Source organism: Parabacteroides sp. KHUB-03, assembly GCF_056640975.1.
This window is the reverse complement of the sequence record NZ_CM153257.1, coordinates 959,639-975,176: the sequence shown is the minus strand read 5'-3', so window position 1 is coordinate 975,176 and position 15,538 is coordinate 959,639. Positions and strand designations below refer to the sequence as shown.

Here is a 15,538-nt window from a genome sequence, read left to right as displayed (position 1 = left end):
GCAATAGAATCTTATTATAGACAACACGAGATATGAGAAAATATTTAATTGTAGCAATGCTATTTTGTTGTTCAATAGCTTTTGCTCAAAATATCAAACGCCCCGATACATATAATTACAATCGTGGTGTAGAGGCAATCCAAAAGAACAATGCAGAAGAAGCTCTTGAATATCTGAACAAAGAATTGGAAGACAATCCTAACAACGGATATGCGTTGGCTTGGATTGCTGTTGTTCGTAATCATCAAGAAGATTACGGACGCGCCCTAACAGCAGCAGATTTGGCTGTCAAAAAGATGCCCAAAAAGGATAAAAAATACAGAGCCTTTGCATACATTGTTCGTGCAGAAGTTTATGTGGGACTTGGCGAAAATGAAAAAGCACTTGCCGATTTTACATCTGCAATAAAAGAAACTCCAGATGACGCTGATGTCTATGAAAAGAGAGCCAATCTCTATTACTATATGGATAAATATGATTTGGCTGATAAGGATTATCAAAAAATCATATCCATTGATCCCGGAAGTGTGATGGGTTACATGGGAATTGGACGTAATGCCAACGCAAAAAAAAGATACAATGAAGCAATCGAGCAATTCAATTATGCGACACGATTGGCATCAGAATATTCTTCAGGGTATTCTTTTAGAGCTGAAAGTCATTTAGGACTACAACAATACGACAAGGCTATTGACGATATTATTAAAGCTTTGGATATTGATGGAGATAATAAAGCATTTCATTTAATGCAGCAGGTAGCAGATTCTGCAATGGTTCCATTAGTAGCAAAACTGAAGGTACAATCCGTCAAAAATCCCAATAATGAGTATTGGCTTTATTGTTTAGGCGTTGTGCATGAACATACGGATGCTTATAAAAAAGCCATAGAATATTATACTAGTTGCTATGAGAAAGAAGCTTCTGATGTAATATCCTACCGTATCTCTCAATGTTACAGCAATATGGGAGATTTCACCTCTGCATTGAAACATATTGATAATGCGATTGCATTGGACTCTACTGATTATGACTATGTAATGGAAAAAGCAAACCTTCTATATGAATCCGGGAATGCTAAAGATGCCATAATAGAGTTAGGTAAATATATTAGCCACCAACCAGATTATTTTGGAGGATATTATCGTCGTGGCTGGTTTAAGGATAATAGCGAAGACACAGATGGAGCTATTGAAGATTATACAATGGCTATAGTATTGCAACCGGATTACGCATACGCTTATTTGGGACGTGGAGATATGTATGCTTTAAAAGGAAATAAAAAATCCTCAGAGGCAGACTATAAAAAAGTAGTCGAGCTTGACACTATTCCCAATAATAGTTCTTGTGCGCAATATGCCTATTGGTGTTTAGGACAAAAAGAAAAAGCTATTGAATTTATGGATAAAGTGATAGCCAATGATCCGGATAATGCAGGCAACTATTATGACGCAGCTTGTTTACATTCAAGAATGGGTGAATTAGATAAGTCTGCATATTTTTTACAAATTGCGTTAGAAAAAGGTTATCGCCGTTTTGCCCATCTTGAAATGGATGACGATTTAGATGCTATAAGGGAATTACCCAAATACAAGGAGTTATTACAACAATATAAAAATATTTTTGAATCTGAGATAGATGATAAAATGCAAGATACTTCCGTATATGAGGAACAAACCGTAGAGATACCGTTTACAAAAGAAGACGGTGTTTGTAAGGTAAAATGTACTATCAATGACCTGCCTTTATATTTCGTGTTTGATACGGGAGCATCAGATGTTTCTCTTTCATCTGTTGAAGCAACTTTTATGATGAAAAACGGATATTTGAAATCATCTGATGTCATAGGAAAACAAAATTATATGATGGCTAATGGGGAGATAAACGCAGGTACAGTCATTAATCTCCGCAATGTTAATTTCGGAGGATTAGATTTGAACAATATACGTGCTTCTGTAGTACATAATCAAACAGCCCCGCTTTTGTTAGGACAATCAATCCTTGGGCGTTTGGGAAATATTGAAATCGACAATACGAGAAGAGTTTTAAGGATAACATATAAAAAGAAAGTTGAGGGAGACAGATGAAACAAGAAATCAATAGGTTAAAAGTTGTATTGGCTGAGAAAAAAAGGACTAATCGTTGGTTAGCAACTCAATTAGGAAAAAATGAAGCCACCATATCCAAATGGTGTACGAATACGACTCAGCCAAGTTTGGATGATTTAGTCGCCATCGCAAGATGTTTGGAAGTCGATACAAAAGATTTACTCCATTCAATAACTGAATAATTAACGTAGATACCACCTGTTTTGGGGTGGTATTTTACTTTAGAGTCAAATAACCATTACACAATAAAGTATTTGGATTTGAAAATTCGCTATTTTTGTATAAAGATTTAAGACACTAACGATATGACCTCAGCAAGATACAAAGAATATATTTCAAAATACAATTTAAGGCGATTTGTTGATGCGCATCGTCAAATATACAGTTCTGCTTTGAATGAGATTCGATCCGGAGAGAAGCAATCGCATTGGATGTGGTATATATTTCCACAGTTTCGAGGACTTGGGCATAGTCGCAATGCTGAATATTATGGTATTGCAGACCGTGATGAAGCGGTAATGTTTCTACATCATCCTCTGTTAGGCAGAAACCTCCATGAAATCACAATGGCAATGCTTACCATTGACGAAAAATCTGCCGAGGAAATTTTAGGTGGAATAGATGCCTTGAAGTTCCGCTCATCGATGACACTTTTCGACAACATATGTCCTAACGATATTTTCTCTGATGCCTTACAGAAGTATTACGATGGTAAAGTTGATGAACGCACATTGGAAATGTTGCAAACAGGTAAAGTCGGGAACGAGCAGCTTATTTCAGGAGGAATTATAGGTGCTATAATCGGAGATATTGTCGGCTCATTTTATGAGTTTTACAATCACAAGTCAACCAATTTCGCTTTATTTACGAGAGGAACTCAATTTACAGATGATACAGTAATGACCATTGCAGTAGCAGACTGGCTTTTGAGTGGAGTCTCGTTGCAGAAAACCATGCCTGATTGGGGAAAAGAATATCCGAACAGAGGATATGGTGGAATGTTCTATGAATGGATGTTTTATAGTGAAAATAAAGAGCCATATAATAGTTTTGGGAATGGAGCAGGTATGCGTGTAAGCCCTTGCGGTTATTATGCCACTTCGATTGAAGAAGCACTTGACCTCGCAAAGCAATCTGCTGAAGTCACTCACAATCATCCGGAAGGAATAAAAGGTGCACAAGCAATTGCTTCAGCAATCTTCTTGGCTCGCCAGCATAAATCAAAGGATGAGATTCGTAAATATATTGAGCAGAATTTTGGTTACAATCTTCATCGCTCATGTGATGAAATACGTCCGACATATCAGTTTGACGTAACTTGTCAAGGTTCATGCCCGGAAGCGATAATCGCCTTCTTGGATAGTCACGATTACGAATCTGCCATCCGGCTTGCAGTATCCTTGGGTGGTGACAGTGATACAATCGCCTGCATGACAGGCGGTATTGCCGCTGCATATTATGGCATTCCATCGTGGCTTGTTAAGTATGTTACGGTTGAGTTTCTGCCTCAGTATATCCGGGATATAATAGAGAAATTTGATAAAGTGTGTGCAGAACGCATTGCTATACAATCGAAATTTGACAATAAAGAAACGAATAGATAACACAAAATCGAACTCTTCTGAAAAAGTATTATTGTTTATGCAGGATGATATCATAGTCAAATTGATTGTAATAACATGGAGGATTTGCAGATGGTTCTTTTTACAAATCATTCTCATGTTCTTGATGCCATATTTGTGGGCTGACCACTATAATGGCGAGACAATTTGTTTAATGCTACTTTACACAGCTTTATATGCAATATACTGGGAAACCGTACCGAAAGATAAAAGATTACGTTGGCTGTTTTTACCATATTTCATGTATTCCGGCATAGCCATTTTGCTTTATGGCTTGATCAAAACTTGGAATGTATCTGTATGGTATTCCTTTTTATTGCCCATATATGGCGCGACTTGTGTAATCCTTGCGAAAATTTGTGGAAAGCAGATTAGAAGAATCCGGAAGAAATACAAATTTGGCAAAATAATAACATATAGTGCAGTTCTCTTGTTTTTTGTTGCGCTGAAATCCATCTCCGTTTCGTGGGAATGTTCAAAACGAAATTCTTCTGAAAAGGAAGACATTTTGGCGAGGAAAGATTACTTACTGGGAAAGTTGATGGTAGATCCACAGGTAGTACTGAACGAAATGCCTGCTGCAATAGGAACACAGTTTCAGGGAGAATGGGCATTGTATTCTTGTTCCATGTTGTCCGCGGCATTGGTAAACATATCCCAATTATATCCAGAAACAAAAGCCAGGAACATTCAACTCATTGACAGTCTCATCAATATTGTAATGTCTCCCGAACTTCGCTATTATGATACAATGCGATGGTATGAAGATCCATTGGAATCTTTGGACGGCGATGAAAGCCATATATCCTATCTCAGTCACTTGGCTTGGATGATTTGCGGCTACAAACAAATCGGAGGTGATTCAAAGTACGATAAGTTATTGTTATCTTTGTGTAGTACAATGAATAGAAGACTTCTTAATCGAAGTTCCTTGAATTTGCCCACTTACCCCGGAGAGTCAATCTACATTCCGGATATGCTTGTTGCCATTGTCGCTCTAAATCAATATGCAGACATGAATAATGGTAAATACCGTAGCACTGTCAAAAAATGGATAAAACGAGCACAAAAAGAATGGATTGATGACAAAACCGGTTTGTTGGTTTCATTCCTTCAGGAGAATGGAAACCAGTACGAAGAAGTTCCAGTTAAAGGTTCATATTCAGCTTTAAACTGCTACTATCTGACTTTTATAGATGAAACTTTTGCCAAGCAACAATATGAAACACTCAAATCATTGTTTTGGAAAGACGGTGTTATTTCCGGACTAAAAGAATACTATGACAGAACCTGCTATTTGGGGTTGGATATAGATGCCGGACCAATTTTATTTGAATTAAGTCCATCAGGCACTGCATTCATGACTGGAGCTGCGACCTATTTTAATGATTTAAAAACGAGAAATGATATTTTGACAACAGCTGAGATTGCAGGTCATACCGTTAGGCTAAATTGTAAACGTCATTATCTTTTGGCTAATGTAGCTTTAGTTGGTGAAGCTATTATGTTGGCTATGCGAACACATTTCAAATAATATTTTTGACTAACTCCATCACACAAGACTCTTTAACAGAGTTGATATAATCAAGGAAAATCCTGGGATTGACATATTCTCCTTTTTGACGTATGGTAATGTGCAAATGCTCCCCAGTGCTGCGCCCTGTGTTACCGGTGATTCCAACAACATCACCCGACAGAACGTCCTGCCCCTGTGATACGGAGATTTGAGACAGGTGGCAATAACTAACGGTGAAGTTTTCGTGCCGGAGAGTGACATATTTCCCGGACACCTTATCCTGCCCAACAGCAATGACTCTCCCCTGCATCATGGCAAACACCTTGGAACTTCGGGCATGGAGGTCAATACCGTTGTGAAACTTTCTCTTCCCTGTAAAAGGGTCTTTTCGATAACCGTAAGGCGAATTTATCTTGATATGCGAGAGCGGATAGCATACGCTTAGATAGCGTACTACTTGCTCTTTCTTTTTTGTGTCTGCACTTAACAATGAAACCTTGTCGGGTACAGACTTTTCATTTACAGAGGTGATGCTTTCGGGTGTCGCCTCTGCTTTGTTTGTCGTCCGGGTGGGATTTTCAACAGTGATTTTATAGCGATTACCCGGACAGGAAACCGTGTTGAACTGCGCTTTCACATGGTTCCCGGATAATAACAAAAGAAGGGCTATAACGATTCGTGTATTACTCATAGATGCAAATGTAGGAACAGTTCTCCGACCGTGCCAAAAGATGTCTTGATTTACCTCCAAAATATAACATTAAATAAGTTCAGAGTATGAATACCGCATTACAATCATACTTAAAGCATAAATAAACACAAATAATCAGGTTATTTAGAACTACGCAAATTGAAGTATGAACAATAGTATATACCTTTGTCAAAGTATAATTAAAATATCATATTAAAATATGAAACAAGTACGATTTGAATTTGAAGAACTGCCTTACGAAACTCTCTCGCAGTTCGGACTTACACGGGAAATGATTGAAGACCTTCCTATGCACATTTTGGAAGAACTCAGCCACGGCAGGCACTCGCCTGTACTTCCCATCAAGGTAAACGATGATAACGGAAACACTGTCACCGACCGTAGCCGATTCGCTTTCGTGCGCAAGGAGAACGGAGAAGCCGATGTCGTGTTCTACCCGGTGCTGAAGAAATCCTCCTTGGAGAAGTACAGCGAGGAACAACAGAAGCAGCTCCGTTCCGGCAAAGTCATTCTTGCCGACACGGTAACGGCTGACGGACGAAAGACAAAGGCATTTGTGCAGATCGACACCGAGACCAATCAGGTCATGTCCGTCCCCACGCAGGTCATCGCCCGGAACCTCCAGGTGATGGCAGAAGAACTGAAACTCAGCAATGCCGAAATCAAGGTGATGCAGCAAGGAGAACCTTTGACCTTCGTGATGGAAGACGAACCGGTTACGGTCGGCATTGACCTGAACGAGAAGAACGGCATCCGCTTCTGCCAGGGCGACAGCCAGAAATGGAGCGAGCACACCAAAAGAGAATGGGACAAATACACCTTCGGCTGTTACGGCTGTTGGGTCATGGACGATGACGGATGTCTTGACTATGTACCCGAAGAACAGTACACCGAAGAACTCTGGAACGAACAGAAAAAGAGTGCCCAGCGCAATATGGGCATAGGACTTCACAAATAATCTTCAATCCTTATGATTATGGCACAAAACGCATTTTATCCCGAAGACGTTCTCATCGAGAAGATGGAGAGCGGAGAATACGGTTGGCTGGATTATGTCAACCACTTTTCTGCCGAATGGCAGGATGAACTGGCGGAATACTGCAAGGCGCACTCGCTCACGATTGATGATGCGGCAGCCGAGCAATTCGTCCATTACAAGAGCGAACAATTAGAAGCCGCCATGGAAAGCGGTGAAGCATAAACACGGACTATGGCAATACGAACCAACACAAATCCGATGAGACCGGACTTGCAACCCGAAATGCATGCTCTTTTGATGCGCAACGGTATGCAAGCCCACATCGTGCCTGCCGGAGAAGGCTACCAGTTGGTAGTACAAGGGCACGACTCTCCGCTCTTGCGATACCCCATCAGCAAGCAGCAGTTTTTAGCTCTTACCGACTGGGGAACAAACCATGCAAACAAGAAAGCCTACGAGACCTTCACGGACATCATAAAGGAGGATTTTGATATGCCCCGCAACTTCGTCCACGCACGCAACGCCAACGGTCGTGTGGCAATGGGACTTCACGGCTACCGTATCGGCATCGGAGAATACGGCAGGGTCGGCAGGTACGGTATGCCGCCCCCTTTCCTCGGATGGACTCCCAGACAGCAGGAAGGCTATCACTTGCGCAGAGTCGGCGGCCGGCTTTTCTATGCAGGTACGCCTATGGTGGCAGAACGTCCGGACGGACGGATGAAACCCGGTGAAATGCAATCCGGCGGTTACGGATTCTACTACAAAGGGCATCGGCAACCACAAGAGCAGGTACAGCCAGTCCGACAGGATGTCTTGCAGGATTTGCAGGCAGTCATCACCCCGATGGTAAACAAGCCAAGAAGCGAAGAACCGGCAAAACCTTACAAGGAGCAGATTTCCTCACCCGTCTATTTCTCCAATGAGAAATGGCAGGAATGCCTTTCGTCACACGGCATCATCGTGGATACGGAAGCCGAGACACTGACCGTCCAGTCGGAAAAAGTCAGTGCCGATATGGTCTATGACCTGACAGAAGAGGAATTATCCGCACTGGCCTCCAATTCCATTGAAGAGCATCCGGTTGAGAAACGCCTGGAGATTCTGAACAATGTCATTCAAAATGACTATTCCGATAAGGTCACATTGGAATCTCTGAACAGCAAGGAGCGCATCAACATTGCCCTGCATCCCGAAGTGGAGCAGGATCTGGCTATGCGGAACCGACAGGAACAGGACTTGCTCCTGCCATTGGAATCCGATAACAGCCTTGCACCGCACTCTACCGAACAGACCGTACTGCAAGAAGACGAACATATCATCAGAGAGCCACAAGAAGGAGCCTTGATTGACGGACGGGACTTGTCATACATCAACGAAAACAAAGGCTGGTACCGGGAAGGAGAACACGGACGTGAGGTGGAAGTGGAAGCCATCGCCGTACAACCGGCAGAAACAGAGGGCAAATACAAGATGACCGCCATCATCAACGGAGAACCCATCACCCATGAAATCAGCCAGAAACAGTACGACAAGTTCCTGGCAGTCGATGACTACCACCGCATGAAGCTCTTTTCCAAGATATTCAACGAAGTGGATATGAAGACCCGTCCCGAAATGAGCAGCGGATTGGGTACGAAGATATTCGCCGCACTTGCCGCAGGTGCGGTAGTGCTGTCGGATGTCGCCCACGGGCTTCACCATCCCTGTCCGGAATTTTACGGAGAGCGTTTCAGTTCGGCACCCCGTCCTTATTTCAAGCCGGGAGTGGACTCGCCGATGGATGTGGCAGCAAGGAACTTTGAAGCGCAGATGAACAAGGAGGTGGCAGAGATGCGCAGAGGATTTTAAGGAATAAAAGGAACACGGAAATGGCAAACGGAGAACTGACATACGATGACTTCCTGCAACGGCTGGACATTCAGGATATACTGATGGACGCAGGCTATCACCTGAACAAGCGTGACGGCTTGCGTTATCCGTCCTATATCCGCACGGACAGTAACGGCACACGCATCCGGGGTGACAAGTTCATCGTCACACCGAACGGCAAATGCTGTTTCCAGCCACCACAGCAAAAGCTCTATAATATCATATCCTTTATCAAGGCATTCCCTGAGAAATTTGCGGAACACCGGAACGGCGTCTCTCCCGACAGGTTGGTCAACCTTGTCTGCAACAGGCTGTTGAACCAGCCCATCAATGACAGACCTTTGCGCATCATCCAACCCAGACGGGAGAACACTCCGTTCAGGCTGGATGATTACGACATCCACCGTTTTGACGTAAACGACAGGGAGACCCACAAACGTTTTTACCCCTACTTCAAGAACCGTGGCATCGACATCTTCACACAACGGGCTTTTGCCGACCATTTCTTTCTGGCTACCAGACACCGTTCAGACGGTTTGGCGTATGCCAACCTTGCCTTTCCACTGGTACTTCCCAAAGAGCCGGACAAGATTGCAGGACTGGAGGAACGAGGCCGTCCCAAGATGGACGGTAGCGGAAGTTACAAGGGCAAAGCCGAGGGCAGCAACAGCAGCGAGGGCTTATGGATAGCCAATTTCAGCGGTGAGCCTTTGCAAAAGGCAGGCGGCGTTGCGTGGTTTGAAAGTGCCTACGACGCAATGGCTTTCTACCAGATACACAGGAATGGCTTTCGGGACAACCCTGACCTTTCCAAGAAAAGCGTGTTCGTCTCCACGGGCGGCACTCCCACCGATATGCAGATTCGCGGTATGCTTTCCGTCACTCCGGATATAAACCACTACTTGTGTTTCGACAACGACAGTGCCGGGCGTGAGTTCGTGAAGAAGTTCCAAGCCATAGCGGAATCCATGCACATCAATTCCGACCGTATAAAAGTATTTCCCTTGATGCCCTGTTACAAGGACTGGAACGATGCCCTGCTTGGCAAGACAAGCGAGGAATACCTTGACAGCATCAAGGACGCGATTATCCCATTGGGAGCACCACTCGGTACCACAGGGTATGCAACCGACAAGGAAGAAGAACACCGACAACCAAATATACACAGATAAGAGCCATGCAACAACCGATATACAGAGAGATTTCGCTACGACCGCAAACGGCACAGTTCTTCATTGACGAACTGCCCTTGCTGTTGCTTTGTCCCGTGGGACTGGTCTATGGAGGAATGAAGAACGCCCCTCTTGCATCTATCGCCACCCTCTTTGCCGTTCTCCTTTCCCTCATTTTGACATACCGGCTTATATACCTGAAACGCATACGCTATCACGTCGGTAGCGAACAGCTGACTGCCGAGCATGGTGTGTTCCAACGCAGTATCGGTTACATCGAATTGTACCGTGTGGTGGACTTCCACGAACAGCAGAGCTTGTTGCAGCAGATTTTCGGGCTAAAGACTGTCACGGTGTTGTCTATGGACAGGACCACGCCCAAGTTGGAATTGACAGGTCTGCCCAAACGAATCAATATCGTGGATATTATCAGAGAGCGTGTAGAGTTTAACAAACAACGAAAAGGAATCTATGAGATCACCAATCATTAAAATAACGATGCTCCTATTCGGCATCATCTTGTCTGTCTCGGCGAAGGCGCAGATTGTCACGACCAATCCATTGGAATATGTGGCATTGGCAGAAGGCAACGAATTGATTCTCGGCAAAGTCAAAGACCAGATGGACGGGCAGAAGAAAACCGCCCTTTTACAGAATACCATTGCCGCAGAGTTCGAGCAGATGCGCCAGTGGGAGAAGAAATACAACAGTTACCTTAAAACGGTAAGCGGTTTCGCATCCTCGCTGAAAGCCTGTACCCACCTGTACAATGACGGTGTGAGGATTTTTATCTCGCTATGCAAGTTGAAAAAAGCCATCAGCGACAATCCACAGGGCATTGTCGCCGCAATGAGCATGAACAACCTGTACATTGAGACCGCAACCGAACTGGTGACGGTATTCTCCCTGCTCCGTGATGCCGTGGCAAAGGGAGGTAAGGAGAATATGCTTACGGGAGCGGAACGGAGCCAGACCCTATGGGCATTGAACGACCAACTGTCCGCATTCCAAAAGAAACTCAACCTGCTTTACCTGAGCATCAGGACTTACACGATGACGGACGTGTGGAACAACGTGACGGCAGGTATGCTGGACAGGAACAATGGTGAAGTGGCACGAATGGCAATGAACAGGTGGCGCAGGGCAGCAACGGCAAGATAAAAAGATGGAGGAAAGAGAAAATGAGACGGGCAATCTTTATCATAATCACACTGCTGTGCATAGGCGTGAAAATCCACGCGCAGATAGACCCCACCCTTGCCGGAATGGTTCTCATCTATACCGAAAAGTCCAAGAAGACCTTGAAGAACCAAGAGAAAATCATGCTCCTGCAAACCACCGGCCACATCTGGACGAAAGAGGAGGTGGAAGCCGTCACCGACCTGCAACGGGAGTTCAATGATTATCTGGATTCATTCCGTTCGGTCATCAGTTACGCCGCACAGATATACGGCTTCTATCACGAGATAACCCATCTCACGGAAAACATGGGAGAGTTCACCGGGCAACTCAGGAAAAGTCCTGCCAATGCCGTGGCAGTGGCACTCTCCACAAACCGGAACAAGATATACCGGGAACTGATATACAACTCCGTGGAAATTGTCAATGACATACGCACGGTCTGCCTGTCAGACAACAAGATGACGGAGAAACAGCGGATGGAAATCGTGTTCGGAATCCGTCCCAAACTGCAACTGATGAACAAAAAGCTGCGACGGCTGACCATGGCGGTGAAATACACCTCGATGGGTGACGTGTGGGCAGAAATCACGGAACGGGAACAACCCAAAGCCAACAAAGCAGAGATAGCCAGGTCTGCCATGAAACGGTGGAAACGAAGCGGAAAGGCCGGTGCTTTTTAACATAACGAGAATATAAAAACAAAAAGATATGGGATTCTGGAGTTCATTATTAAAGACAGGCGGCAAAGCCGTCGGAGCAACAGGTAAAGCTGTCGGTGGAGCCGTATTGCATCCATCACAGACCTTGCGAGGGGCAGGAAGCGCATTGAAGACGGCAACCGTAGGAGCCGCGGCCGGATATGTCGGCTGGGAGAAACTGACCACCGACAAGAGCGTGGTGCGCATCGTGAGCGATGCCGTCATAGGAGAAGACACCACCAACGCCATCAGCGGCACGGCGAAAGCGGCTACCGAAACGGTAAACAAACTTACCGGCAAAGCCGAACAGACTTTTGACAGCGTGAGCCAGGCGTCAAGTTCGCTCTCTTCCACGCTCGATGGAGCGTCCAATTTTTTAAGCGGTGTTTCCAACGGGAATGCCGGGAATATGTTAGGCAACTTTTTCAGCAACCTCGCGCATGGCAAAGTATCGGGATTAAGCATAGTCGGATTGATTGCCGGGGCATTCCTCGTGTTCGGACGTACAGGCTGGCTCGGCAAGATAGCCGGTATCTTCTTGACCATGATGATGATTGGCAACAACACCCAACGCCAGCAAGAAGCGTCCGTTACCGACAACCAGCGTCAAGCCCGTCCACAGCAGGAACAGGAGGAACAGGCCCATAGCGGAGGAATGAGAAGATAAGACAGTCATAACACAATAATATTCTACAAATGAAATACACGGAAGAAATGATTCTACAGTCCCCAAGCGGCTATTGTATGCCCTTTGAGGAAGAAAAGAATAAAGAGGTAACCTTATCAAAAGGTTACGGGGAACTGAAAGATGCCGTCACCGGAGAGACATCCTTTCATCACGGCATAGACTTCCATGCCAGTCACCGCCCTTTGGCGGCAGTGGCCAGCGGTGTCGTGTCAAGTATCGGTACGGACAAAGAGCATGGTGTATATATTGTCATACGCTACGGCAAATACGAAGTGACCTATGCGCATCTTGCTAATATATTCATCCGTTTCGGACAAAAGGTAAAAGCAGGTCAGACGGTAGCCATCAGTGGAAACGACCTTCACATGGAAGTGGCGTTTGACGACGAGGAACTGAATCCGATAGAGTTCCTGACCATGCTTTACGGCAATATCCAGGCACTCGGCAAATCGGGACACGGTGCGGCACACGAGTTCACTCCGTTTGACGGTGAGATTAAAACCAGGTACGACCGTGACAAGGAGGAAATCGAGGAACTGATGCTCCGCTTCCTTCCCGTCTATATGGAAGACCTGTTCCGTGGCGAGTACATCGTACCCGAATATACAGAACAGTCCCTGCGTAATGTGTTCACCGTGGGAGCGGCCAAGAACTACTTCTTTGAGTCGATGCCGAGCATGGCGAACCCTTTGGGCATAGGCGGCCGTGCCTTGCCTTTGGCGGGCAAGGTACAGAATCTCCTGATAGCGGATTTTCTCAATTATCTCGCTCTCAGACATAATGTCTATCTCTCTACCATGAGCGAGGAAGTAAAAAAAAACTTCAATCCGAGGCAGTAGCCGGCAGTGGCATTATCGACCCTTTGTCGGAACTGGAGATAGACGTACAGAGCTTCGATATTCCGAGAATGGTGTCCGTCTATCCCGACCGCGCCGGAGTCCGATGGTGGACGAAAGCATGGTTCAATAACCGGGAGGAAGGCGAACATTCCGTAGAAATCGACCGGATGGCCGCCATCCGTTTCATTCAGGACCGGATAGAAAAGGATGAATGGCTGGAAGAGTTCTTCCCCAAGCAGATGGAGATATACCACAACGCCATAGAACAAACCAAGGAACAACTGTTGAACCAATTGAATTATTAGAATATGGTCGAAATCAAGCATACAGCACGCTTTGCGGAGATAGAAAGGATATTCGGTGACTACTTCAATAGTCATCTTGCCCCTGTCATGCGAGACACGCAGAACTATCTCAACCGCAAACAAGCGGAGGAAATGGCAGCATATTCCACCAGTGCAGCCGGCATCCTCGGTTCTATGGCGGCAGCCGGTAATCCGATGATAGATCCGTACCAGACACTGAGAGTGACCGGGGAGTGGAACTCCAAGACCACGGAGGACTATCTGGAAATGTGCAGGGAGAAGATTGCAAACAATAAGGAGATACAGGCAGACCTCACGATAATGGCAAACGAGTGGCGCACAGCCGTGGTGGATGAAATCGGCAGGGAAAGATATGATGAACTGTCCGGGCAATTAGGTGGCGACCTCGCTTACGCATATACGGAATACCGTATTGGAGAGTTGATGATGGGCAAGATGGTCAAAGACAATATGCCCAAGTCTTCCGCTGAATACATCATGCGCAAGGCGGCACAGAACACGCTTTTCGGGCTGTCATACACATTGAACCAGTCACCGCTTGCCGCAGAAATCGAACGACGTGGGGAAGCAGCCTACAAACCGTCCAAACTGGAAAAAGGGACAGGCAAAGTCATCGGTGCAAGCATCGATGCCATATCACTCGGCGGTGCGGGAAGCTGGGCGAGCTTCGCCAAATTTGTCGGGGCTGACCTGGCATTTTCAGCACTGACTTCCTCCAAGGACAAAACAGGAAACACAGCATCCGTTGAAGATTGCATCAGCAAGGGCGTATTCGGAAGTGAGAGGAATGTCTTTGACAGATTCCGTAAGGAAGCCAATGAAATTCGAGTCAATGACAATCCTTATATCAACGCCACCAATGAACGGCTGACCAAGAAGATTCCCGTACAGAGTTTTGATTTCAGGGAGTTGATGAGCCATAACGCCCAAGCGAAAATGCCGTTTGATTTTATTGCCGGCCAAAAGATAAAAGATGAGCGATACAAGGATATTCCGATGGTCATCGCTCCGGAATACATGGAAACTTATTTGCAGGATATGGAGAAGAAAGAAAAGGTTAAAGGTCAATCCGTGCTTGCAAGCAATCCGGGACAATCGGGAAACACCCATACCGCACAATCCGTCCAACAAACCAATGAAACGGAAACGACGGAAGAATCAAGGGAAGAAACAGCCATTGAATCAGGACAGAACCGACAGGAAGGACAGAAAACCGCCAATGCCAACGAAAACGGCTGGGGCTATTTTTTCTCAACCTTGGGATTGAGTGGTATGGGAGACATAAGCAAAAATTTGGGTTATGTGCTTGCCATGTTGCCGGATATTCTGGTGGGTATGTTTACGGGCAGGACAAAATCATTGGATTTGGGAGACAATGTACTGCCTATCGCCAGCATCGTCGCCGGTATATTCATTAAGAATCCTATTCTCAAAATGATGATGATTGGACTGGGCGGTGCCAATTTGTTGAACAAGGCGGGACACGAGGCATTAGGATGGGAACGGAATGAAGATAACGGTTTGAAGGAGGGAAACCGTTCCGTCCGATACCGGGTCTATGCGGACGAACCGTTGAATCCACGGATTTCCGATCCGATACTGCAAGGGAACAACCTTATCGCAACCATAGACCATGTACCCTGCACCATCCAGTTGCCTGAAAAAGTGGTGTCAGCTTACAATGCCGGGGCATTGCCGCTTAATACCCTTGCCAATGCCATCCTTGCCAAGAGCGACCATACCCAGCAACTGATGTCGCAGAATTATGAAGAGAAAGACAGGGAAACGATTGTGCGTACCAGAGGAATACAATAAAACAGCAACAGA

General features: G+C 45.5%; 16 protein-coding genes. 15 read left to right on the top strand and 1 reads right to left on the bottom strand.

Annotation, left to right across the window (positions count from 1 at the left end):
* Positions 1 to 32 precede the first annotated feature (32 nt).
* The 4 genes from ACYIB7_RS04255 (at position 33) to ACYIB7_RS04240 (ending at position 5,261) form a co-directional block, all read left to right on the top strand.
* The gene (locus ACYIB7_RS04255) at positions 33 to 2,084 is read left to right on the top strand and encodes a tetratricopeptide repeat protein (RefSeq protein ID WP_480338222.1); all 2,052 of its coding nucleotides are present in this window, start codon (positions 33 to 35) and stop codon (positions 2,082 to 2,084) included.
* Entirely contained in the window at positions 2,081 to 2,287 is a 207-nt protein-coding gene (locus tag ACYIB7_RS04250) for a helix-turn-helix transcriptional regulator (protein ID WP_121736260.1), read from the top strand. Before ACYIB7_RS04255 ends, ACYIB7_RS04250 begins: the two co-directional genes overlap by 4 nt.
* Positions 2,288 to 2,410: 123 nt before the next feature.
* Positions 2,411 to 3,709 carry a DUF1810 family protein gene (locus ACYIB7_RS04245; RefSeq protein ID WP_480338221.1) on the top strand — a complete coding sequence of 433 codons (1,299 nt, stop codon included), beginning with the start codon at positions 2,411 to 2,413 and terminating at the stop codon, positions 3,707 to 3,709.
* 526 nt (positions 3,710 to 4,235) lie between these two features.
* Entirely contained in the window at positions 4,236 to 5,261 is a 1,026-nt protein-coding gene (locus ACYIB7_RS04240) for a hypothetical protein (RefSeq protein WP_480338220.1), read from the top strand.
* Here the strand turns inward: ACYIB7_RS04240 and ACYIB7_RS04235 are convergent.
* Entirely contained in the window at positions 5,254 to 5,934 is a 681-nt protein-coding gene (locus tag ACYIB7_RS04235) for a M23 family metallopeptidase (protein ID WP_480338219.1), read from the bottom strand. The two genes, ACYIB7_RS04240 and ACYIB7_RS04235, sit on opposite strands and share 8 nt — an antisense overlap.
* Before the next feature lie 220 nt (positions 5,935 to 6,154).
* Here ACYIB7_RS04235 and ACYIB7_RS04230 point away from each other — a divergent pair, with 220 nt between their 5' ends.
* Genes ACYIB7_RS04230 through ACYIB7_RS04180 form a run of 11 tightly spaced genes read left to right on the top strand, consistent with a single transcriptional unit; the run spans position 6,155 to position 15,526 of the window.
* Positions 6,155 to 6,913, top strand: a complete 759-nt coding sequence (locus ACYIB7_RS04230; protein ID WP_480338218.1) for a DUF4099 domain-containing protein — start codon at positions 6,155 to 6,157, stop codon at positions 6,911 to 6,913.
* 18 nt (positions 6,914 to 6,931) lie between these two features.
* Entirely contained in the window at positions 6,932 to 7,156 is a 225-nt protein-coding gene (locus tag ACYIB7_RS04225; protein ID WP_480338217.1) for a hypothetical protein, read from the top strand.
* A 9-nt stretch (positions 7,157 to 7,165) separates the two neighbouring features.
* The gene (locus ACYIB7_RS04220) at positions 7,166 to 8,785 is read left to right on the top strand and encodes a hypothetical protein (RefSeq protein WP_480338216.1); all 1,620 of its coding nucleotides are present in this window, start codon (positions 7,166 to 7,168) and stop codon (positions 8,783 to 8,785) included.
* 20 nt (positions 8,786 to 8,805) lie between these two features.
* Positions 8,806 to 9,978, top strand: a complete 1,173-nt coding sequence (locus ACYIB7_RS04215; RefSeq protein WP_286438167.1) for a toprim domain-containing protein — start codon at positions 8,806 to 8,808, stop codon at positions 9,976 to 9,978.
* Positions 9,979 to 9,983: 5 nt separating this feature from the next.
* On the top strand, positions 9,984 to 10,469 hold the full coding sequence (locus tag ACYIB7_RS04210) for a PH domain-containing protein (protein WP_480338215.1): 486 nt from the start codon (positions 9,984 to 9,986) through the stop codon (positions 10,467 to 10,469).
* A complete protein-coding gene (locus tag ACYIB7_RS04205) occupies positions 10,450 to 11,139 on the top strand; it encodes a hypothetical protein (protein WP_480338214.1) in 690 nt (229 codons plus the stop codon). Before ACYIB7_RS04210 ends, ACYIB7_RS04205 begins: the two co-directional genes overlap by 20 nt.
* A 20-nt stretch (positions 11,140 to 11,159) precedes the next feature.
* Positions 11,160 to 11,840, top strand: coding sequence for a hypothetical protein (locus ACYIB7_RS04200; protein ID WP_480338213.1), 681 nt, complete (start codon positions 11,160 to 11,162; stop codon positions 11,838 to 11,840).
* A gap of 28 nt (positions 11,841 to 11,868) precedes the next feature.
* Positions 11,869 to 12,525 carry a hypothetical protein gene (locus tag ACYIB7_RS04195; protein ID WP_480338212.1) on the top strand — a complete coding sequence of 219 codons (657 nt, stop codon included), beginning with the start codon at positions 11,869 to 11,871 and terminating at the stop codon, positions 12,523 to 12,525.
* A gap of 29 nt (positions 12,526 to 12,554) precedes the next feature.
* Positions 12,555 to 13,385, top strand: a complete 831-nt coding sequence (locus ACYIB7_RS04190; protein WP_480338211.1) for a M23 family metallopeptidase — start codon at positions 12,555 to 12,557, stop codon at positions 13,383 to 13,385.
* A 23-nt stretch (positions 13,386 to 13,408) separates the two neighbouring features.
* Positions 13,409 to 13,690, top strand: coding sequence for a hypothetical protein (locus tag ACYIB7_RS04185; RefSeq protein ID WP_008771370.1), 282 nt, complete (start codon positions 13,409 to 13,411; stop codon positions 13,688 to 13,690).
* A gap of 3 nt (positions 13,691 to 13,693) precedes the next feature.
* Positions 13,694 to 15,526, top strand: coding sequence for a hypothetical protein (locus ACYIB7_RS04180; protein ID WP_480338210.1), 1,833 nt, complete (start codon positions 13,694 to 13,696; stop codon positions 15,524 to 15,526).
* The last annotated feature ends 12 nt before the right edge of the window (positions 15,527 to 15,538 follow it).